The sequence below is a fragment of the Peredibacter sp. HCB2-198 genome, from assembly GCF_045999315.1.
Taxonomy (GTDB): domain Bacteria; phylum Bdellovibrionota; class Bacteriovoracia; order Bacteriovoracales; family Bacteriovoracaceae; genus Peredibacter.
Map to the genome: position 1 here is coordinate 204,763 of NZ_CP174607.1, position 22,308 is coordinate 227,070.

Below are 22,308 nucleotides of genomic sequence, written 5' to 3' on the forward strand. Positions count from 1 at the left end.
ACATAACAGGCGCCATGTCGGTGTCTGAACTATCCATCAAAAAACCGGTCTTCGCCTGGATGCTCATGGCTGCCCTCCTTATCTTTGGAGGTATTTCTTATTCTCGAATGGGAATTAGCCAATTACCCGATGTGGATTTTCCTGTTGTAACTATCACCGTTACTTGGCAGGGCGCATCTCCTGATATTATGGAGACGGCCGTAGCAGATATTATTGAAGACGCCGTGATGAGTATCGACGGTATTCAACTGGTAACTTCAAACTCTCAGCAGGGCCGAACTCAAATCATTATTCAATTTCAATTAGATCAAGATATTGATGCTGCTCTTCTTCTCGTTCAGACAAAATTATCTCAAGCGCAAAAGAACTTACCACAAACCATTGATCCACCGGTCATCACAAAAACAAACCCCAATGACCAACCCATTATGTGGACGGCCCTTTACGATCCTAGAGGCGGTAAACTTCGTTCACTCTCTGTCTTTGTGAGAGATCACTTAAAAGACAACATCACCACCATTGAAGGCGTAGGAGACGTTAACCTTGGTGGGTATCTTGATCCACAGATGCGAGTGTGGCTTGATCCAAATAAAATGGCAGAAAGGCAAATCACCGCTCAAGACGTCATTGATGCTATTAACAGCGAGCACCAACTGACTCCCACAGGTTATCAGGACAACGGAAACCAGGAAACTTATGTACGGGTTTATCCTGAATTTCGGAACGCCAAAGAATGCGGGCAACTCTTTATTCCTACTCGTGGTGGTAATCCTAATTTCCTCAGAACAAAAATCAGCGATATTGGTTATTGTGAAGAAGCAACAGATGAAATCAGAAGAATCTCCCGCTTCAATGGAATTGAACCAACAGTTGGTCTTGGGATCATTAAGCAGCACGGAACCAATGCTGTGGCCATTGGTGACGCTATTAAAGAAAAGATTAAAGAACTTAGGGACATTCTTCCGAATGGTTTAAAACTGGATGTCGTGACCGACACAACAGTGTTTATTAAAGACTCGGTTCATGAACTCTTGACCACGCTTTCTCTTGCTGTCATTCTTACTTCAATTGTTTGTTATTTATTTCTAGGAACTTTCAGTTCGGCCTTGAACGTGATTTTGGCGATTCCCGTCTCGCTGATCGGTTCATTCATTGTCTTGAATGCGATGGGATTCACTCTTAATAGTTTTACTCTTATGGGTCTTTCACTTTCAATCGGTATTGTGGTGGATGACGCCATTATGGTGCTTGAGAACATTTCACGCCATTTTGAAGAAGGAAAAAACCGCGTTTATGCATCTCTCGTTGGAGCCAAAGAAATTACTGGTGCCGCCACGGCCGCTTCGGTGGCCATTCTCGCCATCTTCGTGCCAGTTGTTTTCATGCAAGGTATTGTCGGAAAATTCTTTTTCCAATTTGGTGTGACCTTATCAGTGGCGGTCATGATTTCCCTCCTCGAGGCACTGACCCTCGCTCCAATGCGAACATCTCAGTTCCTCCAAAAAGGAGAAGGAAATCGCCTTACCAGGGCCGTGAGTCAGGGCATGGATTGGTTAGTGATAAAATATAAGAAAGCACTGGATGTATGTCTTAACTATAGAATGATCATCCTTGCGACAACATTGACGCTATTTTTGGGCTCACTCTTTATTTCAAACTTCCTTCGAAAAGAATTCTTGCCCCCTCAAGACCAGAGTCGTTTTTTAGTTACTCTCTATACGAAAATGGGATCATCTTTAAATTTTACTGATAATGTCTTCAAGCAAACTGAAAAGTTTTATAAATCCCGACCTGAAATTGAGAAGTACTACGTGGCAGTTGGTGGATTTGGTGGGGGTCTTGTTAACCAAGGTATAACTTTCGTTACCATGAAAGATCCGGGTGACCGCCCTACCGCTTCGCCCTTCAAAAAAAGACCTACGCAACAAGAATTCATGGAGTTTCTTCGCACAGAAATACAGAAGATTCCGGGAGTCGAACGGGTCTCTATGCTCGATCTATCTTTGACTGGATTTAGTGCTCAACGAGGTTATCCTATTGAGTTCGTTCTTCAAGGTCCTGACTGGGACAAGCTCGCTCAGCTCTCATTAGATATGAGAAAGAATTTACAAAAGTCAGGCCTCATGTCTGATGTGGACAGTGACTACAATCCCAATATGCCTGTTACAGAAATTTATCCAGATCGGGAAAAGGCCGTGGCCAGGGGTGTTTCGGTTTCAACAATTGCCAATACCATCACCTCCACTGTCGGTGGTCAAAAGCTTCTTCCCAACAAGTACACCGATGCCTCAGGTCACCGAGACGATATTCAAATTAAACTCCATCCAGATCATAATGTTGGTCCAGAGGACTTGAATAAAATCTATGTTCGAAACGTCACTGGTGAAGTCGTGCCTTTAATTGATCTCATTAAAACTAAGGCCGACACAACTCTATTAACCATTACCCGTTATAATCGCGAACGAGGTATTAGTATTTTTGGAAACTTTAAAGAAGGAAAATCTCAATCAGAAGTCATTCAGTATATCGAAGATCTTGGAAAGAAGATGTTACCGAAAGGATATCATCTGGAAGTATCAGGTAACTCAAAGGCATTTGGAGAATCATTTAACAGCCTTCTTTTTGCTTTGATTTTAGGGATTGCCGTAGCCTATATGGTTCTCGGCGCTCAATTCAACAGTCTTATCCATCCCGTAGTCATTCTCCTTGCTCTACCATTCAGTATTACAGGTGCCTTAATAGCGATGTACATCACGGATATATCGCTTAACATTTACAGTTTAATTGGAGTTCTGCTCTTAATGGGAATTGTAAAAAAGAACTCTATCCTTCTCGTAGAATTTACCAATCATAAACGTTCAGAAGGGATGGATGTAAGGGAAGCACTTCTTGAGGCCTGTCCGATGCGTTTAAGGCCCATTCTCATGACATCAATCGCAACCATCGCTGGTGCAGTTCCGTCCGCATTAGCAGTGGGAGCTGGCGCTGAAGTCATGAGACCTATGTCAGTATCAGTGATTGGGGGAATTTTATTATCTACTTTCCTGACTCTATTTGTGGTTCCGTGTGCCTATAGCCTCTTTGCAAAACTTGAGAATAAAAAGCATGCTGAAGAATTGAAAGAGGCATTAAATGAGTTAGAAAACGAAGCTATTCAAGCCAGGCCATCGCTTCAATCTTATGGCCATCCAGATCTCTCAGGAAGCAACCATAATATTGCTGGCCATAATGAGGACGAGGGCCGGGGGCACCATCATCAGTAGCTCCCATCTCTAAAGCTACTTTATAAAATTCATGAACTTGTTCTTTAGATGTTGCGAAGAAAGCAAAGTGAGTTCCATTCCCTACTTTGGCCTCTTTCCCGTCGTGTGGTTTACCGACCCAAAATTCGGGAAATTGCTTTCCATAAGCGATTGCTCCGTATTGGCTTAAATCGTGAACACGTTTAGCACCAATTGTAGCAAGCACTTTGTCATAGAAGGCAATTGCCTTTTCAAAGTTGTTTGTACCGATTGAAATGTGAGACATGATACTTGGATTTTCCACTGACACCTCATTTGAATATTTAATGAATCGCTTTTAGTAACCAAGTTTAGTCTTAAACTCTGAGAGATGTTTAATCTCGTAAGTCGGAGCAACACTTACGGTTGAGACCTTTTGATGCGGATTAAACCAACAACTATCAATTCCAAAATTGTGTGCTCCTTGAATGTCCGCTTCTTCTCTATCTCCCACAATGATTGAAGATAGTTTATTGAAGTTTGTTACCTTCTTGGCGGTGTATTCAAAGAAACGAACATCAGGTTTTGCAAAACCACATTCATCTGAAACACTAATGAAACTAATGTAGGGAGCGATTAGGGAATTCTTAATTCTTTGATGCTGCACAGTCTGAATACCATTTGTGATAATACCAATTTCTCCATGGCCTTTTAGCCACTCACAAACCTCTACCGCGTGATCCATCAGCACAACTGTTTCAGGTAATGTATCAAGGTACCTTTGACTGGCCTTGTTTGGATCAACTTCAATTCCATTGGCCTCAAAGACCTTACGAAAGCGCTCTACTTTCAAATGCTCTTTCGTTGTCTTCGCCTCTTCGAATAGTTTCCAAAGAGAGGAGTTAATGACTTGATATTGTGAGAATAGATTCTCTAAATCAGATTGAATTCCCAAACTTTTTAGGGCCAGGAAAAAGGAAAGCCGTTCAGAGGCCTTAAAGTCTAAAAGTGTATCATCAAGATCAAAAAGAAAAAGTTTGTATTTCATGGCCATATATATAACAGCTTTGGCCCCATTAGACAAAGTGTCTAATCCTGACTAAAACTCATTCATGAGCTAATTGCATATCAGACCGGCAAAACAAATACTTTTTTATCAACTCCATCTTTTGTAAAAAATTTCTGTAATTCAAACGGAGTAATAAAAGATGAATACTATTTTGCTAATTTCTCTACTACTAATCACCTCTCAATCTTTTGCAGATACATTTAAGCTTAAACAAGCTTACCGCACGTATCCAGCTATGGATCCGGAGCTTACACAAATTTGGGACGAATGCATCAACCAAGCAAGCGAAGTCACATTTGCATCTGGTTATGCTTATCTTGAAAATTCAAATCAAAACTGTTCTAAGCTAGGACTGGATAATGTTCCTTTTAAGCAAAATGGCCGGCAATATTTTCTTGAACTACCGGTAGAATCAAATCCATTCGCCAAACTTAAAAATGTGAAAGTAACTCTCTATGCGGCCCACAGAACAACCATCGCCAATCTTCGTCTTGATCCTCGAAGCTCGTTCTTGCCTGCACTTACTCTGGACGTCCGTCTCGCCACCACAAAAGATGGAGTGTACTATGACTATTTTATCTCTCAACGTGCCGGAGTTATTGGCTGGGAAAAAACTCAACAAGTTCTTGTTTCCACTGATACCAGAACAGAGTTCTGTCGTCCTAATATTGAATGTACCTATGTTATTAAAACCTATGAACAGACTTGGAAAGATAACCGTACGGGCCAAATCACACAGCTAACAGTTTCAGAGTCTCGCTAATAGGCATTTATTGCATAAACAACCTGCAAAAACAGACTTTTAATTTACACAGCCGCATGGGAGTGGTACTTCATTCTCATGCAATATCAAATTGATCCACAAGACTGCCTTATCCTTTATGCTATCCACGAAGCCGGTTCCATTAAAAGTGCCGGCCATATCCTTAAAAAAGATCCTTCGGTAATTCTGAAGCGGGTCCAAAAAATTTCTCGTGAGACTTCATTGATTGAGAAGATGAATGGCTCCTGGACCCTCACTGAAAAAGGAAAGAAAGTCGCTCTGTGGGCAAAAGAAATGCAGCTCAGCCAAAAAGCGGTCTTAGAGTCTCCAACATCACTTCGCCTCGGTGGAACCATGTTCTTCATTGAAAGAGTCATTGCCCCTCATCTGGCAAATTCACCTTTTAAAGAAATGGCCCAAAAGAATCATCTTGAAATTTTATGTCCCTCAGAAGGACTAGAAACATCACTTCTTCGTGGAGGCCTTGATCTTGCCTTCGCTTGTGGTCGTCCGAATGATCCTCAAATTGGTTTTAAGAAAGTATGTGATGAGCGCTGGAGCATTGTTTGCACACCTAAGCTTGCTAAGAAAGCTGATGGCAAACTTGATCAATTGCTTGAACTTCCTTTTCTTCGTCACAAATCTCTGATCCCAGAAGACATGTTAAAAATTGATCGGCATAAGATTAAAACAAATATGGTCTTTGATACAGTCGCAGGTCTTCGCTCGGGAGCTATAAATGGTCTGGGATGGACACTCCTTCCAAGGGCGGCAGTTTTGGACGAAATACAAAAGGGTCATTTAATTGATCTCTCAGTTTCTCTCCAACTTAATCTCAAAAATGACTTTTTGGGTATTTGGTGGCTTAAAGAAAATAAATCCGTCAAAGAACACATTGCTCCTCTTCTTCAATGGCTCAGTGGTTCAGATTTGATCTAATTGTGTGGGAGAATTGTTTGAATGATCTACGTCATGGTCTGAAGTACTTTCAGGGAAATTCCCTAAACTACGGCCCAAGACTCACCATATAACTGCCGAACTTAAGAATTTTTTTAATCAACATTCATTCATGACAAGTGCTACCTGTCTTGCCCAGAAAGGTAGGTCACGTCTATGAACTCAATTAAACACATTATGAAGTTGGATTTACGTTCACTTGCACTGGTAAGAGTGACATTAGGTCTTCTTACTTTCTTTGATTTGCTGAGACGTATTCCTGAAATTGGTGCGTTCTTTTCAGATGGAGGAATTCTTCCACGTTCAGTCTTGATTGAGAATCTTGAATATAACTACCGAATGTCTCTTCTAAACTTAAACGGAACCTATTCTTTCGCATTAATTCTCGCCATTGTAGGCCTTATTGCTTCCGTGATGTTCACTATCGGTTGGCGCACAAGAATCGCAAACTTTATTGTCTGGATTGTTATCATTTCATTCCAAGCACGTTTCCCCGAAGCGGCCACCACTGGCGGCGATATGCTCATCCGGATCTTTCTTTTCTGGTCGTTCTTTCTTCCTATGAACGCTTATTACTCGGTTGATCGAGCGGTAAGTGAAACGAAGCCTGAAGGAAAAGAGTACTTAAGTGTTTTTACATCGGCCTGGATCATTCAGGTGACTCTCCTTTATATCATGACCTTTTTCTATAAATGGGCCCCTGTTTACCATACAGAATTCAACGCGGTTTACTTCATTTTAAATCTCGATTTCATGACAACGGATTTTGGTAAATGGCTTAGTCACTTCCCTCTTACTATGAAGGCCCTGTCTATTGCCTCTTGGGGACTTGAAGGAATCGGACCTTTACTGCTTTTTATTCCTTACCGTCGGGACCTCTTCCGCGGAGGAGCGGTCTTTGCATTTCTTAGTTTCCATCTAGGAATTGGCTCTACTCTCCACTTAGGAAACTTCGTTCCTATTTGCCTCATTATCTGGTTAGGGATCATGCCAACTGCTTGGTGGGACTTCATTGAAGCAAAACTTAAGGCCACAAGTGAATCGGTTAAAATTCTCTACTATGATTCAGAAAATGCCTTTGCCCGGAAAGTCTGTTTAGTTTTTAAGGAACTACTCTTCCTAAAAAAATTGACTATCGCTCCTGCAACTTCAGATCTAAAAGCAGAGCGATTTATTAATGGAAATGATTCTTTTGTGGTCGAGACAGGGGGGGAATATCATACTGGTTTTAAAGCACTAGAGAGCGCCCTTAAGACTTCAAGCCTGCCTCTCATTCGTGTTTTCGGAAAACTGCCTCTGGCCAAATTGGATGAGACACCCGCTGCTCCAGAAGAAAGTTTTGGTGCGCAATTAATCGAGGCCAAAGAGAGAGGTGAATTTAATCTTGCTGCGGCCGCAAAGGGGCCAGATGAAATCCCTGTGAAGAAAGAAAAAGGCCGTCAGTTAGAGGCCTTTCTTACCCATATTGGGATAGATAAAATTCGATACAAAATCACGTATATCGAGAAAGTGTTTGGTACTTTCATTTTGGCCCTTGTGACTCTATGGAACATTGAAGGACTTATTCAGCCAAAGTCCTGGTATATCGGAACGCCATTCGATGAAGTGATGTTTACCTTTCACCTCAACCAGGGCTGGGCCATGTTTGCTCCTCACCCACAACGAAGTGATGGCTGGTTTGTCATGGATGGTAATCTCATGAGTGGGAAGAAGTGGGACGCTCTTAATAATAAAGAAGTCACATTTGAAACACCTGAGAACTGGCATGAGACCTATGCTACGGACAACTGGAAAAAGCTCTTAGATAATATCCAGGCCTCTCGAGATGAGCTTCATCTTCTCTGGTTAGGAAAATATTTGTGTCGTACCTGGAACAACGAGCACTTTGACGGAGAACAGTTAAAAACATTCGATCTCTACTTCATGCAGCAGTTTACAAATGGACCGGAGGAACCGCCTGCAGAGATTAATAAAATCCGCCTTTGGCGCCACGAATGTTTCTAACACTTGTTTGCCCTTGACGCTTGATCAAGGGCAAACATAAGATTTATTTATGAAAAATCTTACTCTCACAACTCTAGTTTTTTCTATTCCTCTCACTGCCCTTGCCAACGTTCCTATTCGGCCAGATGGTCTTTATCAATTTAAGTCCATAAAAGTGTCACAGGTACGGGACTCCGAACTCGTTCATGTCAGTAATCGATCGCGTTTTCTGGAATTGGTGAAAGATAAGTTTCAGTGCTACAACAAGGGTGACTTTTTTCAATGTCAAAAACACATTAAGGGAGTGAGTCTACCCCAAAATCTTTCAGAAGATCTGAAAAAAGAATGGAAGAACAAGACCTTTGAGTTTTTACCTTCGAATCTGGCCCCGTTAATGACCAATGATGCTCCAGACCTTATGGAGTGGGACATTCAAGATACTGTTAAATTTAATAATGAGAGAATCACTCAATATCATTATTACTTGGTCCAGCAGGACGTCCATAAAGCAAATTTAAACTTTAAGACCCAGCAGTGGATTAATATTCAGGATGAAGAAGAATTTTCTGTGCCAGTCAGGAAAACACTTCAACTTTCTCAGTGGCAATCCCGCATCTTTGAACTTTCTCTTATCTTCCAAAAATAAAAAAAGGGCACCCGTAGGTGCCCAGTGCTTTTTAGTATTGAACAGGATAACAGTGATCACCGTTACGGCCGTAACCATAATGACAGTTTGGTTCTTCGTGATTATCATCATCGTGATCATGGTCACGATCTCTTAAACAAGTGATGATGACTACGACAATAATAATCGCCACGATAACTTTCCATTTACCATGATGATGACCACCACCCGCGAAGCTTGTGCCTTCATGGTAGTTTTTATCCATGAATTCCATCGCCATTTGAGTTGCTTGCTCTTCAGTCATCTCTTGTGAGCGAAGGGCCTCAACTAGGCGCTTATAATCGGCCTGGGCCTTGCCTTGAAGGATACTCTTCTCCATCGCCTTTTGAATTTCAGTTGCTGTCACACCCGCTTTCATCAAATCAAGCAGGGCCTTTTCAAGACCCTTTTGGGCCTCTTCTTTAAAGACAGGATCTTTTTGGTCCCACTCAACCGCCATGGCAAAGTGGAAGCGATCAAATGCTTCATTCACCTGTGCTTCATTAGAAGTGAATTGCATCTTGTAATCTTCTAAAACGCTTGCTTGTACACCCTGTGGAATAACAGTAGTGGCAAAAACCGAAAGGGCGAGCATAAGACCCACCGGAAGTTTGAAAATCCTCATCGACCATCCTTTGTTAAAGTAAAAAAACACTCACAAAGAAATACACTTGGCCCAGAGGTCAATTCATCATAATAATTTATTAACAATTTAAAGGTGTGCGCTATTGCTGAGAGGCCCTCGAAGATTTGTTCTTCGAATTATCACCTGTTGATTTAATGTCCTTCCCTTCTTCACGATCGGAGTTTGTAATTCCTTTAGAATCACAATACGCTCGATCCACTACAATCTTGAAGATTGCACCATTGGTCTGATCGTCTAATTCATAGCAGTCTGGCTTTACCTTAAAAAAGATCGTCTTCAGGGAATAGATTGACCCCTCTGCATAGTGAGTCATGATGAGGTCTGCACTAGGAGCACAAAATGATTTCGGCACAGGACGCATTCCACGCTCAGAATCAACTTCATAACAGGCAGAGCTTTTGGTCAGAAGATATTCAAATTTCATTCCGATACACTGTTTGCATTCTTCAGTTAAAACTCTCTTCTCGAATGAAAACTGTCCCGGTTTGTCCTTACACATGTAATGACATTTTTCTCCGTAATATAGTCGTCTGCCGATTTCCGGATACTCGTAGGAATCATCAAAGCTAAGATCTTTACGTTTTGTGAAACAGGCCAAACAAGATTCTCTGTCGAGACCATGAACGTCTTTTCGTTTAATTCCCATGAATGTTTTAGCAGCTGGACGACATTCTTCGAAACAGGTGTCGCCTACCATCAGAACATGTTCAAAGAGACGACTTTTATAACTCGCCAGTTTGTCTGTTCTAATATTGTCTTCTTGTGACATCAAAATTGTGTTGGGATGTTCTTCACGCTGAAAGAAACAACGTTTTCTTTTTACGTCACCTTCAGGACCTGTGCATTCAACTTCAGCACAGTACTCTTCTCTTTTGCCTTTCTCCAATCTCCAGTTCGAAAGGAGCCTTTTACTGGTAAAAGAGTTATCGCAAAATTGCTCCGGGATATCAGTCTGACCGAAGGCAAACATGCTGTGGATGAAAGTGATAATAAGAATAAAGTGGATTGTTTTTTTCATAGTGCCTCAACATGATCAGTTTAACATAGGCACAGAACCGCCCATCCCCAGGAAGAATCTTCCCCTACTTAACTCTCCATCCTTAGGCCAATCTTGATTTTCAATTCCCTTCTGCTCTTAGGACGGAATTTGAAGATTTCTTATGCTATGATCCATCGTTCCAAGAGATGGAAATCAATATGAAAACCTCTGTTTTTAAGCCAGCTTCTTTTAATAAACATCACCAGCCCGTGCACGGAGATCACTTTGTTCACTTTTTCGATAAAGCTGACTCATTGGTACAAGTTTTTTGTAATTATGCTATTCCCGGAATCAATCGTGGTGAGGGCATCATTGTCATAGCTAGCAAAGTCCATCAAAAGGCCTTTACCGATGGCCTTATTCATAGATCCATTGATGTAAATCGAGTGATCTCCAGAGGTCAACTCCTCATCGTGGACGCACATGAATTACTTTCACTCTTCATGCACAAGAGCCGTCCGGATAAAACCAAACTTGTTTCTGTTGTTAGTAAACTTCTAACGGGAATGAAGCAAAAATACAGCTCGATTAGGGCCTACGGAGAAATGGTGAACATCCTGACCATGGAAGGAAATCACATCGCCGCCCTTGAGTTGGAAAAAATCTGGCATGAAATGGTGGAAAAAGAACCGGTGTCACTCTTTTGTGGCTACTCAGCAGATGTGCTTTATGAAACAGAACTCTCTTTCCACGACGTTTGCTCCTGCCACTCCCATGTGGTGGTTTCAGATGGAGTCTTCAAAGTCAGCTGAGTCGTAGATAAACCCTTTAGGAAATCTCTTTTCAAAAACCGGAATGTCACTCTGATCAAATTTCACTAAGTACTGGCCAATCTTTCGTCTTTGCTTAGAGCTAATATTATCTTGAGGGATAATTTCATAATACTGATTAATAGAGTGTGTATGGGTCTCTTTTATCTTTGCAATGAAAGGTCCTTCATTTTCCAGGGTCACAAGCCATTGATCAGACTCGCACCAACGCTCACTCATTCCGCTCTTTTCTCCCCCTTTGCAACTCACAAGGTCCGAAGCGGCCATTAAAACACCAGAACTTAACAAGAAACAGCAGGCGAAAAGAATTTTCATGTCGTCCTCCTGAAAAGTGGAACGATCTTTTCCCAGAAAAAGACCCAAGTCGAGGCACTCCCCTAAAATTCAACTAAGCTTAAGGTAAAATCCCTGTTATAATGCTCTTCATGAAATGGATCTTATTTTTTTGCGTGTCAGTGTTACTTCTGACAAGTTGTGCTTCACAAAATGATTCTTCGGAACATCCGTCCGGAGTGACTGTTCATGAAATCAATCCAGACAAGTGGACCAATTTAACCAAACAAAATCTTTTACATCTGACCCAGGTCTATGACCTTCAACCGCTTCTTTTTACCAAGACGGTTAATATTGAAACTAAGGCCGTTTCTCGCTCTCATCCAGTGTTGACCATTAATACCCGACATGCGGAACATCCAAATCGGATCCTGGCACAGTTTCTTCATGAAGAACTTCACTGGTGGACAGAAATCAAGGCCCGTGAAGTGGATCTTGCGATTAAAGATCTCGTGAAAATTTATCCTAAGGTACCTCACGCTAAAAATGAGAGACCTTACGTGACTTACCTACATTTGATTATCTGTTACATTGAATTTAAGGCCGTGGCCCATTATCTGGGCTCCAAAGAAGCGACCAATATACTGACCTACACCATGAAGAAAGAAAAACTTCATCCATGGGTCTACCACCAAGTTCTCTATAAGGATTTTGCAATTAAAAAAGTCGTGGAGAAGCATCAGCTGCTCCCTCCGCCTCTCTAGAATCCGACGAAGAAACCGCCATTTTGCTCTGACAAGAGACTCAGGAATTTATACTGGTCACTGGTCTTATCTTTGACGAAGTTTGTTCCCACTCCAATCGTGTTGATCTGAATTTTTGTACGATTCTCGGCCCTCACAACATTAAGAATGTCATAGATATCATCTTTACGATTAGAATTGTGATAGGTCGGCTGACCATCAGATAAAAGAACGATATCAGAAACATTCTCATAGTTTTTAATCACAAACAACAAAGCGTCTCTGGTTGGAGTACCGCCACTTGGTCTCAGGGCATAGATAAAATCAAAGGCGTCTGTTTTATTAAAACCAGTCGTTTCCTTGATGGTTCCCCACATACTTCTGAAAGGGGCCCGTTCACCGAGAGGATATTGAACGATGTCCACTTTGTACTCGGACGAAAGAGAAGTCAGAAACATTTTAAGTCCTGCCTTGACCTGACCCATCCGATCTTCCTCTGTCATACTGTAAGAAGTATCAATGATGAAAACAATGTTCTTCCCTTTGAACTTGAAACCAATATCAACATTGGCCCCACCCACTACAGGCTCTTCAATTTTCAATGGCTCAACAATTTTTACCTGGGCGGCCTTTAGGGTCTCAATCTCTCTAGTGAGTTCATCAATTTTCGCTTTTGATGAGGCCAGTTCTTGCTTCACCATGACTTTTTCAATGTCATCTTTTGGCTCGACCTTCGGTTGGTTCTTAGGAATTGCCACATAGAGAATAATGACCGCACCCAAGGCACCCGAGATAAGGTCCAAAAATGAGAGCGAGAATAGTTCTATCTGGCGGCGTTTTCTCATTGAATCTCAATTTTATTGATGAGGTTATCAATGACGAACTCTTTCAGATCAGAGTGAAAACGATCGGTCTCTTCTTGCAGCTGATGCACGAACCACATTAGAAATACGGAAAGAACTAATGCAACTAATGTCGTATCAAAGGCAACACCTAGAAGAGATGTGATCTTTTCCATGTCACCAGAATTGGCATAAATAAGTGATTGAGAGATACCAATCACGGTTCCAATAAATCCTAAAGATGGAATCACCCACGTGAGGTAACGAATTACCGATTGATCACCCTCTGCTTTTTCCTGAGATACTTCAACTTGAATGCTCACAATATCAATCAATTCAGATAACGAACCTGATGTGCGAAACTTCGTACAGGCCTTCTTCAAAAGATCACTTAGGATGTATTTTTCTTTTTTCTCGAACTCGATAAGTTTGAATTTTAGTTGGTTCACATCCTGGGGCATGAAAACGTGCTTCTCACTGGTAGGAATGAGATTTAATTTAAAAGCGCGACGCTCCCGGGCAATCACAGTTAGTTTTTCACGCACTTCAAACCAGGCCCATATGAAGGCCAGGTAAGTTAGACCTTGAATATAGCCCCCATTCACCACATCACCGCCCAATAGGACCAAAATGCGGTACAAAGTAGGTGAATTTTCTTTATTTGTGATGGCCAATAAGGTCATACAAATAGCTGTAATCAAAAGTGCCATCCCCGACGCGAGCGTGAGATTTCTTAGATTTTTCATCTGGTAAAATCCGTGTTATTAAACTTATGTTTCGTTTCGGTAAATAGTTAGAAAATCTAAGGGAGTCCTATGAAGAAAGTGGAAATCCATCCCGATGCAGTTGAGCGAGTAAAAAAGTTCACTATTAATGATCCTCAGCTCGGTTTTGGTAAATATGTTGCTCCGATCATGATCCAGGCCCTATACGATCATGGTGAATGGCAAAGATTCGATCTATTGCCTTATGGGCCCCTACAATTAGATCCTTGTTCAAAAGTGCTGCATTATGGTCAGGAAATCTTTGAAGGGATGAAGGTCTTCCGTCACCCGGATGATTCGATTCACATGTTCCGTCCGGAGATGAATGCCCGACGTTTCAACTTGTCTGCTCGTCGTATGGCCATGCCAGAAATTCCGGAAGAGGACTATCTGAATGCCTGTGCAACTATCAGCGCTTACTGTAAGCACCTTATCCCTAAACGTTTAGGTGAATCACTTTACCTACGCCCTTTCATGATCGCGACTGAAGTGGGTCTGGGAATTAAGCCTTCTAAGCAGTTCCTATTCATCATCGTTGCTTCTCCATCTGGTTCATACTTCGCTGGAGATGCGGTAAAAGTTTATATCGAACGAGATGATATTCGTTGTGCTCCAGGCGGTATTGGTTTCGCCAAGACTGGTGGTAACTATGCTGCAAGCTTAAACTCTTACGCTAAAACCATTCAGTTGGGTTGTGATCAAACCATGTGGCTTGATTCGGTTGAGCACAAGTACATTGAAGAAATGTCAGGGATGAACTTCTTTGCTGTTATCGACAACAAAGTCGTAACACCTACTCTAACTGATACGATCCTTGATGGTGTAACTCGTAAGTCAATCATCGACATTGCTCGCGCTGAAAAAATTGAAGTTGAAGAAAGAAAGCTTTCAATTGATGAAGTTCTTAAAGCTGTTCAAGAAGGTCGTTGTACCGAAGCTTTCGTATGTGGAACTGCTGCGGTAGTTGCTCCGATTGCTTCATTCATGGACAAAGATCAGTCGGTTTACAAGCTTCGTGATTCTCAAGGCAAGATCGGCATGCAGCTTCGTGAGAAGCTTATTGCAATCCAGGCCGGCAGATTCGATGCTCCTCAAGGCTGGACATACCCGGTTCGTGATTTAAATTTCTAAGAAAAAATCTTTTTTATCCATCATCTCACCATTCACTTGGATCATGAGATGATGGATTCCTGAATAATACTTCATCGTTGTAATGGGCCTCAAAGAATGACTCTTTTTCAGAGTGATTTCTTCGTTTGGTCCCAGGTCGAATGATTTCAACTTATAGACCTTCTTCCCTTTCTTCCCATTGGCCTTCACGAAATCAATGGCGTAATCCACCACGATCTTCTGCTTTTTCTTTGAAGTCGAAGTGACCGTGAATTCGAAAGTAAGCTTATCGTGTAGCTTAAATTTCTTTTGATTTAGAGTGACCTTCCCTAGCTCGACGTCCGCCTTTCCATCCACACCCATTAACTTTAAAGCTCCTGGATGGCCCTTCTTGATGAGTGTTCTCAAAGCATGGCGTTTGATCCAGTTGATCTTATCTTGGTGCTCAGTGGGCACATCTTTACTCCACATGCGAAGAACATCTATCACAACCTGTGGATGATTTTTAGCAATGTCATTTAAGTGGTTCGCCACGCTCTTCCTTACATAGAGTTCTTCATCGTGGCGAAGTTTATCCAGAAAAAGAATGGTGTGCGTAGGATCCATTACAAACAGAGGAATCCGTTGACCCCAGGGAAGAAGTGGCCTCGTCCCTTCTGAAATCCAGCGACGAACATGCACGCTCTTATCATCTGTCCATTTACTGAGAATATTAAGGACCTTCTTGTGATCTTTAAGGAGAAAGGGGCGAACCGCCCACTCAGATGTAAAACGCTGAGTAAGTTTATACATGGCCTTCAGAGAATCATCGAAATGATCCAGACCAAATTGGGAAATGTATTCTGAAAATGGCCAGAGTTCAAACCCAGTTAAGTCACCCTTCTCCATCGCCTTTACAAGAATTGAAAGTGACTTTTTATAATCATCCGGCAGGTGTTTTTTAAGTTCGGCCGTAATTAAAAGCACACGCCCCTTAAGCTCAAGTGGATCAAGTTGTTTACTTAGTTTTTTAAACTCATTGGTTTTAAACGATGGGTATTCACTCTCAATCGCCTTGGCGATTTTTGTAACGACACGATCATTTATCCAGAGTTTAAAGGCAGAAGGGTTTTCTTGAGACTTGTCTTTTTGAGGCATGATTCACTCTAGTTGAAAAAGTAAGGGGCACCTAAGTGCCCCTTATATTCTTAACCTAGAGAAGGTAGAAGTTCAAAACAAAGAATCGCGACCGCAGTTGGGAAAAGAGCACCTTTCAATAGACCTAGAGGAGAAATCCCATCAGCACCGAAAGAATCTTTTAGAATACCGTAACCAGCCGGGTTTGGAGCGTTGGCAATAACCGTTAGACCACCACCAGTAACCGCACCAGCAACCAGGAAGTACTTAGCTGATTCTGTAAGATCAACTAGAGAACCTAGGTATGTAAGAGCAGCGTTATCAGTGATACCTGTAAGGGCGGTAGCACCAAAGTAAAGAACCTGATCTGACATTCCAGAAATTAACGGTTGTAACCACCACTTCTGTTCAGATCCAAGAACAATTAGGCCAGCAAGGAAGAACCCTACCATGAGAGAAGACTTCACTTGGATCTCATCCTGGAATTCCTGAGTACAGATTGTGAAACCTAGGAAGAAAAGGAACAGACCAAGGAAAACCACCATGTGGTGAGCTGTAAGTACCACAAGTGCCAGGAACACAACGTGAGTTAGTGTTACCCACCAAGGAGGAAGCATCTTCTCATTGTTATCAGCACGAAGCTGGAAATCACCAGACAGTTCTGATTTAAAGAAGAAAGCAATTGCCAGAGAAGAAATAAGACAAGAGATCGCCGCTTTATAACCGAAAGCTAGAAGCATGTGGCTGATTCCCCAACCCCACTTACCAGCAACCATAAGAACCGGAGGAGCAGCAAAGTGAGTAAGAGTACCACCGATTGAAACGTTTACGAAAAGAAGACCGATCGTAGCGTACTTAAGCTTCGTCGACATCTCTTTCGAGTAGAAGTTTTTAAGAAGAATGATCGCAGTCACTGTCATTGCAGCCGGCTCAGTGATGAATGAACCAAGAAGTGGTCCCGCCGTTAGAGCAGTCACATAGAAGGCCATCTTTCTAGGAAGTGGGATGAGCTTTGAAATGAAAACAATAATTTTCTCAGCAAGCTTAATCACCGGACGAGTTCCCGCCATTGCCATAATAACGAACACGAAACCTGGCTCAGTGAAGTTTAGAGCTTCTAGATAATGAACTGGAGCACTGAAACCTTCGTGACCCATCATGATCACTAAGAAAACAAAGGCCCACATACCAAACACGGCCTCAACTTCGGCCATGAAGTGGAAAAAGTTTTCACCGAAAGAACCTTCAGGATACTTGTGCGCGATGTGCGCGAACTTACTCACCAGAAAGGTGTGCAAGATGGCAACAGCGAAGATAACAGTCGCCGTGACCTGGATAAAACTAGGATTCATTGCATTCCCCTTTTAAGAAACATATTTCTTATAGTTTAAGGGGAATTGAAAATTATGGTAGAAAAAAGGGACTAGCCGTTTTTGCCAATAGAGTTTACTGGGCAAGCATCCATCTGTTCTACACACAGAGCGATTTCATCAGGTGTTGTTGGCTGCTTTTTTACATAAGCATTCCCACAGTCATCTTCTGCGAAGAATTCAGGAGCACCCGAATAACAGACGTTGCACGCGATACAGCCCTCTCCCCCATCATCATCGGGATCAGTACAGTAAAAGGGACCTGGGATATTTTTTGGGTGTTTATTTTTTACGTTGGCCATATGGCCCCCATTCTAATTCTCTCAGTGAATACTATCAAGAAAGAAGGCCATATTCGCCGCGCGTTATTTTTGACTTTACCAATGAGGACAGTTAGTTTTTACCAGAATCAAACTAAGGAAGGATCCGTGGATCAAAAAATCATTCAGAACGCAACTTTATGGGGTAATAACACTTACTTTAGCGAAGCAGATCGACAGGAGATCTTAAAGCTTTTAGCTGATCTTCCTAAGAACGAAGTTGAACTGACTGAGAGATTCTACCGTGACCTCGAGTTTGGTACTGGTGGCCTTCGTGCCCCTATGGGCATGGGTCAGAACCGCATGAACCGTTACAATGTTCGTCGTGCAACTCAGGCCCTAGCAAACAACATTATTAAACATTTCAACGGTGGCTCGGCAGTAATTTCCTACGATTCTAGAAACTGCTCAAAAGAGTTTGCTCTGGAAGCGGCAGGAGTGTTTGCGGCCAACGGAATTAAAGCATACGTCTTCCGAGCGCTAACCCCAACTCCAATGCTCTCTTACGGTGTTCGCTATTATAAGGCCCAGGCAGGCATCATGATTACTGCCAGCCACAATCCTCCTATCTATAACGGCTTCAAAGCGTTTTGGAACGATGGAGCTCAAGTAGTTCCGCCAGTGGATAAAGAAATCATCAACCAGTACAACGAGCTGACTGATTGGAACAAGATTAAGTACATGCCATTCGAAGAGGCCGAAAAGAAAGGACTCGCGGTTTGGACTGATGAGAAAGTAGAGAATGCTTTCTATGAAGTGATCGAGAAGAAAGTTATTCAAGATTTAGATCTTTGCAAAAAACACGGTGGAGAGCTTTCGATTGTTTATACTGCTCTTCATGGTTCAGCAGAAGTTCCATGTAACGTAACTGCTAAACGTCTGGGCTTCACAAACTTCTACTCTATTCCTGAACAAGCAAAACCAGATGGAAACTTCCCAACAGTAAAATCACCAAACCCGGAAGATCCAAAAGCTCTGGCAATGGCGATTGATTATATGCTGAAGAACAACGGTGATATCGTTTACGGTACTGACCCTGATGGTGACCGTCTTGGTGTTGTTGTTAATGATCATGGAAAGCCTGCGATCCTTAACGGTAACCAGATCGCGGCCCTAATGCTCTATTATGTGTTCTTCACAAAAGTAGAAAAGAAAACGCTTCCAGAAAAAGCTCTCGTTATTAAATCCATCGTGACCTCACCTATTCAAAACGCCATCGTTGAACACTTTGGCGGAACAGTGATGGACACTTTGACTGGTTTCAAATGGATGGCCGGATTGATTCGTGATCTTGAAGTCCAAAAATCTCCGTACAACTTCGTTTTCGCCTCAGAAGAGTCGTTCGGGTATATGCCTCACAATGAATCACGCGATAAAGATGGCGTGAGTTCGATGGCCCTTATGTCAGAAGTTGCCCTCTATTATAAGCGCAAGAACATGTCTCTTGTGGACGCTCTGGATGAGATCTACTCAAAGTTTGGTTTCTTTTATGAGTCACTCGTGTCTCTTGATTACGAAGGCATTGAAGGTGCGAAGAAAATTGGTCGCATTATGGAGTTCTTCCGCCACTATCCAGAGACTCAATTTGCTGGTGAGGAAATCGTAGGTAAAGAAGATTATGAAGCATCAATTTCATCTGACATTCGTTTAAAGAGCAATAAAGCGATTGCTCTTCCTAAGAGTAACGTACTGAGTTTCTCGTTTGCGAGCGGCAACAAGCTGTTCCTTCGTCCATCAGGAACTGAACCTAAGATCAAGTTCTACACGATGGTTCGTGAGACTGAGGGTGATCTCGCTGCGAAGAAATTGAATGCCCTTAAGAAAGTAAAAATCATCGAAGACAAAATTAAAGAGTTTTGCGAAAAGGCCTAATGGAAAAAGCAATTGTCCTACTAAGTGGTGGAATGGATTCTCTGGTTTGTGCTGGTGAAGCGCTGGCCGAAAATAAGGAAGTGTCATTCCTACATATGAACTACGGTCAGAAGACCTCAGTTCGTGAACGCAAATCATTCGATGATATCGCCGACTTTTACCATATCAAAGAAAGTGATCGCAAAATTATTGATATGACTTTCTTAAAGCAGATTGGTGGTAGCTCACTGACTGATGAAAAGATCGACGTGAAAACCTATCAGGGTGATTCTAATGTCATCCCCGATTCCTATGTCCCTTTCAGAAATTCAATTATCCTTTCATTGGCCGTTTCATGGGCAGAAGTGGTGGGTGCCACCAAGCTTTATATTGGTGCCAACTATGAAGACTCTCCTGGATATCCGGACTGTCGTCCAAGCTACTACGAGGCCTTCAATCGAGTGATCAAAGAAGGAACCAAGGCCGGCAACATTGAGATCGTTACTCCAGTGCTGATGATGAAGAAGCGCGACATTGTGCTCAAAGGTCAGGAATTAAAAGTTCCTTTCGCCTTAAGTTGGTCATGCTACAAGAGCTCAGATAAAGCATGCGGTGTGTGTGACTCTTGTGCGCTACGTTTACGTGGTTTCCGTGAAGCTGGAATCAAAGATCCCATTGACTACAAATAGACAGCCTTTAAACTAGCAGCAATGATTAACACAAGGAGTGTGTATGAAAACATTGCTAATTGCTTCTCTATTATTGGGCTCTGTCGGTGCTTTCGCTGATCATCACGAGGAATGGGACAAGCTTCCTTTCGCTGAAAAGAAGGCGAAGATGTCTGAAAAGCTCGATAAAAAAATGAAAATGATTCAAGAGAACAAGTCCTGTGTAGACGGGGCCAAGGACGATGCTGCTCTTAAAGCTTGTAAGGACAAGATGATGGAGCAAAAGAAAGAAATGAAAGAAAAATGGGACAAAAAGAAAGGTAAGAAAAAATAATCGAAGGGCCCTTTAAGGGCCCTTTTTAATCCTCATAGAACTGATAAGACTGAACTAAAATAAAATTTCTTCCATAGTCCGCATACTGAACCTGCCCTGTCACTGCGAGCGCACATTGCATGAAGGTCTCATCCAATTTCACGTCTTGAGATGAAAACTCATAGAAGTCCAGGTTTCCGAAATAATCCACACCTACCACCATACATGTATTGAACTCATCATTGCCTGTGCGGTTCTTATAGTCCTCATAGCATAACTGCATGCTCTTTTGAGTCGAAGCAAGCTTCATGTTGAGATCAGGACTATTAATGGGCTGCTTATTTTGGTTTCGGGGATTATTCAGATACTTCAAAGAGACATGAGAACAGGTTTTTTCTTTCTTAAACTTCGGCCGTTCACTGGCACAACCGACGAGGAACAGCGCGAGTACAATGAAATAAAATTTTATCATTTTCTTTTCACCTTCTCTAAAGCTTTAATGACTTTACGGAAGTTCACAAAGTCATAACGACTATGGCACTTCAAAAGAAAGTCGTCCATAGTCGGCTCGTCATCCTGTAAGTAATAGAATGAAAAGTCCGTGGCCACTATGAACAAAGCCGAGAGAGGTGAAATTTTTTCGGCGCGAAGGCCCAATGGAAATCCGCTTCCATCTGGCAATTCATGATGCTGATAGACCAATGCGTCCGTATCAGGCGGAGCAGAAGTAAAATAACGTTTAATAAGATTCGCAGCGTCCTTAGGATGCGATAAAAAGATCTTTTGATCTTCTTCCGAGAGAGTGTTCTTTACACGCTCAAACTCATGCAAATTTGGAATTTTTAAAAGTTCAGGTCGAACTGCCAATGTAATGTCGCTCACGACGGACGCATAAACCAGCTTATCCATCGTGGTCTTTGAGATCCAATCCAGTTGCTTGGCGAGCACACAAGACATAAGACTCGTCAGATTCATCTTCTGGGTGAATAAAGCATGGTGATGCTGATTTTCTTTCAATACCCGGAGAAAAGATTCAACCTTCGCTTCTTTCTCTACGATGGCACGAATTTTTTCCACTGCTTTCTCAATAGATTCTTTGAAGTCCTTATCTACATGGACCTCATCATCAATGCGAAGAATTTTCTGTTCGAACCGTTTCTCCGGAGAATCACTCGCTCCTCTTAAAACAAAACGGAAGTTGTTGGCCTTAAGGAAAATATCAATTTGGTTCTGAATCTGATTAATGACCCATAATGCGGTATCACGAGTGAGGTAAAAATAGTTAATACCCTTGCTCTTATACTTCGTCAGGTCCAGTACATCTGTGTTGTCGTCTTCATGGAAGATCTTGATATATTTATCGGCACCAATACGAATAAAGAGGTTCTTATTGATTCCATCCAGGATGGCGAGGAAGTTAATATCAATCCGGCTATACTGCTCTTCATTTAAAAATGGTGAGCCAGCAAAAAGCTTTTTAGATTCCTCAACCAGGGCACCAGGAAGAGTCGACTCATCCATCAGAACCATCTGATGCTGATCTTTTAAAAGCTCCTTCCCTTCTTCACGAATCTTGTCCACCAGGATAACGATTCGAACCAGTTTGGAATTGTCTTTTAGATATCCGATGAAATCTTCTAAGAGGTAAGCGTTCGGCGTGTAATCATAAATGATCATACTCGGAACTGAGTCCAGGTTTTTTAAGAAGGAAAGTGCCTTTTCCTCTGATTCAAGTTCCGTTACTTCTGTATGGAGAAGTGTTTCGAGAACGAACTTCAGAATCCCCCTCATATAGGGAGATGAAGAGACAACTAAGAATGGGAGCT

At 42.1% G+C, this 22,308-nt stretch carries 23 protein-coding genes; 11 read left to right on the plus strand and 12 right to left on the minus strand.

All coding sequences use genetic code 11. The features are described 5' to 3' along the window. Window positions 1-14: 14 nt before the first annotated feature. Complete coding sequence (locus ACJVC5_RS01105; RefSeq protein ID WP_408097535.1) at window positions 15-3,263, plus strand: efflux RND transporter permease subunit; 3,249 nt, start codon at window positions 15-17, stop codon at window positions 3,261-3,263. On the opposite strand, the gene ACJVC5_RS01110 is transcribed toward ACJVC5_RS01105, so the two are convergent. Further along, a complete protein-coding gene (locus ACJVC5_RS01110) occupies window positions 3,151-3,528 on the minus strand; it encodes a VOC family protein (RefSeq protein ID WP_408099265.1) in 378 nt (125 codons plus the stop codon). The two genes, ACJVC5_RS01105 and ACJVC5_RS01110, sit on opposite strands and share 113 nt — an antisense overlap. A gap of 51 nt (window positions 3,529-3,579) precedes the next feature. Then, window positions 3,580-4,269 (minus strand): YjjG family noncanonical pyrimidine nucleotidase, encoded by a 690-nt coding sequence (locus ACJVC5_RS01115; RefSeq protein WP_408097536.1) that lies wholly within the window; start codon window positions 4,267-4,269, stop codon window positions 3,580-3,582. A gap of 160 nt (window positions 4,270-4,429) precedes the next feature. On the opposite strand from ACJVC5_RS01115, the gene ACJVC5_RS01120 reads away from it, so the two are divergent. The 4 genes from ACJVC5_RS01120 to ACJVC5_RS01135 all read left to right on the plus strand — a co-directional run bounded on the left by ACJVC5_RS01120 (window position 4,430) and on the right by ACJVC5_RS01135 (window position 8,639). Continuing rightward, complete coding sequence (locus tag ACJVC5_RS01120; RefSeq protein WP_408097537.1) at window positions 4,430-5,053, plus strand: hypothetical protein; 624 nt, start codon at window positions 4,430-4,432, stop codon at window positions 5,051-5,053. Between the two features lie 78 nt (window positions 5,054-5,131). Next, the gene (locus ACJVC5_RS01125) at window positions 5,132-5,992 is read left to right on the plus strand and encodes a LysR family transcriptional regulator (RefSeq protein ID WP_408097538.1); all 861 of its coding nucleotides are present in this window, start codon (window positions 5,132-5,134) and stop codon (window positions 5,990-5,992) included. 174 nt (window positions 5,993-6,166) lie between these two features. After that, on the plus strand, window positions 6,167-8,014 hold the full coding sequence (locus tag ACJVC5_RS01130; RefSeq protein WP_408097539.1) for a hypothetical protein: 1,848 nt from the start codon (window positions 6,167-6,169) through the stop codon (window positions 8,012-8,014). A gap of 49 nt (window positions 8,015-8,063) precedes the next feature. Then, complete coding sequence (locus ACJVC5_RS01135; protein WP_408097540.1) at window positions 8,064-8,639, plus strand: hypothetical protein; 576 nt, start codon at window positions 8,064-8,066, stop codon at window positions 8,637-8,639. Window positions 8,640-8,670: 31 nt separating this feature from the next. On the opposite strand, the gene ACJVC5_RS01140 is transcribed toward ACJVC5_RS01135, so the two are convergent. Together ACJVC5_RS01140 and ACJVC5_RS01145 are read right to left on the minus strand one after the other, a co-directional pair. After that, the gene (locus ACJVC5_RS01140; protein ID WP_408097541.1) at window positions 8,671-9,282 is read right to left on the minus strand and encodes a hypothetical protein; all 612 of its coding nucleotides are present in this window, start codon (window positions 9,280-9,282) and stop codon (window positions 8,671-8,673) included. A gap of 100 nt (window positions 9,283-9,382) precedes the next feature. Next, window positions 9,383-10,321: a hypothetical protein gene (locus ACJVC5_RS01145; RefSeq protein WP_408097542.1), complete on the minus strand. Its 939-nt coding sequence runs from the start codon at window positions 10,319-10,321 to the stop codon at window positions 9,383-9,385. Window positions 10,322-10,500: 179 nt separating this feature from the next. On the opposite strand from ACJVC5_RS01145, the gene ACJVC5_RS01150 reads away from it, so the two are divergent. Next, window positions 10,501-11,094 carry an MEDS domain-containing protein gene (locus tag ACJVC5_RS01150; RefSeq protein WP_408097543.1) on the plus strand — a complete coding sequence of 198 codons (594 nt, stop codon included), beginning with the start codon at window positions 10,501-10,503 and terminating at the stop codon, window positions 11,092-11,094. On the opposite strand, the gene ACJVC5_RS01155 is transcribed toward ACJVC5_RS01150, so the two are convergent. After that, window positions 11,068-11,427, minus strand: coding sequence for a hypothetical protein (locus ACJVC5_RS01155; RefSeq protein WP_408097544.1), 360 nt, complete (start codon window positions 11,425-11,427; stop codon window positions 11,068-11,070). The genes ACJVC5_RS01150 and ACJVC5_RS01155 overlap by 27 nt on opposite strands. A gap of 110 nt (window positions 11,428-11,537) precedes the next feature. On the opposite strand from ACJVC5_RS01155, the gene ACJVC5_RS01160 reads away from it, so the two are divergent. Next, window positions 11,538-12,149 (plus strand): hypothetical protein, encoded by a 612-nt coding sequence (locus ACJVC5_RS01160; RefSeq protein ID WP_408097545.1) that lies wholly within the window; start codon window positions 11,538-11,540, stop codon window positions 12,147-12,149. On the opposite strand, the gene ACJVC5_RS01165 is transcribed toward ACJVC5_RS01160, so the two are convergent. Further along, on the minus strand, window positions 12,146-12,973 hold the full coding sequence (locus ACJVC5_RS01165; protein ID WP_408097546.1) for a vWA domain-containing protein: 828 nt from the start codon (window positions 12,971-12,973) through the stop codon (window positions 12,146-12,148). The two genes, ACJVC5_RS01160 and ACJVC5_RS01165, sit on opposite strands and share 4 nt — an antisense overlap. Then, window positions 12,970-13,716, minus strand: a complete 747-nt coding sequence (locus ACJVC5_RS01170; protein WP_408097547.1) for a MotA/TolQ/ExbB proton channel family protein — start codon at window positions 13,714-13,716, stop codon at window positions 12,970-12,972. Before ACJVC5_RS01170 ends, ACJVC5_RS01165 begins: the two co-directional genes overlap by 4 nt. A 69-nt stretch (window positions 13,717-13,785) precedes the next feature. Here ACJVC5_RS01170 and ACJVC5_RS01175 point away from each other — a divergent pair, with 69 nt between their 5' ends. Then, entirely contained in the window at window positions 13,786-14,865 is a 1,080-nt protein-coding gene (locus tag ACJVC5_RS01175; protein ID WP_408097548.1) for a branched-chain amino acid aminotransferase, read from the plus strand. Here ACJVC5_RS01175 and ACJVC5_RS01180 read toward each other — a convergent pair. The 3 genes from ACJVC5_RS01180 to ACJVC5_RS01190 form a co-directional block, all read right to left on the minus strand. Then, on the minus strand, window positions 14,854-15,981 hold the full coding sequence (locus tag ACJVC5_RS01180; RefSeq protein WP_408097549.1) for a DNA alkylation repair protein: 1,128 nt from the start codon (window positions 15,979-15,981) through the stop codon (window positions 14,854-14,856). The genes ACJVC5_RS01175 and ACJVC5_RS01180 overlap by 12 nt on opposite strands. 50 nt (window positions 15,982-16,031) lie before the next feature. Then, on the minus strand, window positions 16,032-17,312 hold the full coding sequence (locus ACJVC5_RS01185) for a putative Na+/H+ antiporter (RefSeq protein ID WP_408097550.1): 1,281 nt from the start codon (window positions 17,310-17,312) through the stop codon (window positions 16,032-16,034). Between the two features lie 71 nt (window positions 17,313-17,383). Continuing rightward, complete coding sequence (locus ACJVC5_RS01190; protein WP_408097551.1) at window positions 17,384-17,632, minus strand: ferredoxin; 249 nt, start codon at window positions 17,630-17,632, stop codon at window positions 17,384-17,386. Between the two features lie 126 nt (window positions 17,633-17,758). Between ACJVC5_RS01190 and ACJVC5_RS01195 the strand changes: the two genes are divergently transcribed. The 3 genes from ACJVC5_RS01195 to ACJVC5_RS01205 are packed head-to-tail and all read left to right on the plus strand — an operon-like array spanning window position 17,759 to window position 20,503. Beyond that, entirely contained in the window at window positions 17,759-19,522 is a 1,764-nt protein-coding gene (locus tag ACJVC5_RS01195) for a phospho-sugar mutase (protein WP_408097552.1), read from the plus strand. Then, on the plus strand, window positions 19,522-20,190 hold the full coding sequence (queC, locus tag ACJVC5_RS01200) for a 7-cyano-7-deazaguanine synthase QueC (protein WP_408097553.1): 669 nt from the start codon (window positions 19,522-19,524) through the stop codon (window positions 20,188-20,190). Before ACJVC5_RS01195 ends, queC begins: the two co-directional genes overlap by 1 nt. Before the next feature lie 43 nt (window positions 20,191-20,233). Further along, window positions 20,234-20,503: a hypothetical protein gene (locus ACJVC5_RS01205; RefSeq protein WP_408097554.1), complete on the plus strand. Its 270-nt coding sequence runs from the start codon at window positions 20,234-20,236 to the stop codon at window positions 20,501-20,503. 25 nt (window positions 20,504-20,528) lie between these two features. Here ACJVC5_RS01205 and ACJVC5_RS01210 read toward each other — a convergent pair whose 3' ends face one another. Together ACJVC5_RS01210 and ACJVC5_RS01215 are read right to left on the minus strand one after the other, a co-directional pair. After that, entirely contained in the window at window positions 20,529-20,954 is a 426-nt protein-coding gene (locus ACJVC5_RS01210) for a hypothetical protein (protein ID WP_408097555.1), read from the minus strand. After that, a complete protein-coding gene (locus ACJVC5_RS01215; RefSeq protein WP_408097556.1) occupies window positions 20,951-22,273 on the minus strand; it encodes an HD domain-containing phosphohydrolase in 1,323 nt (440 codons plus the stop codon). The genes ACJVC5_RS01210 and ACJVC5_RS01215 overlap by 4 nt, the downstream gene beginning before the upstream one ends. Window positions 22,274-22,308 lie beyond the last annotated feature (35 nt).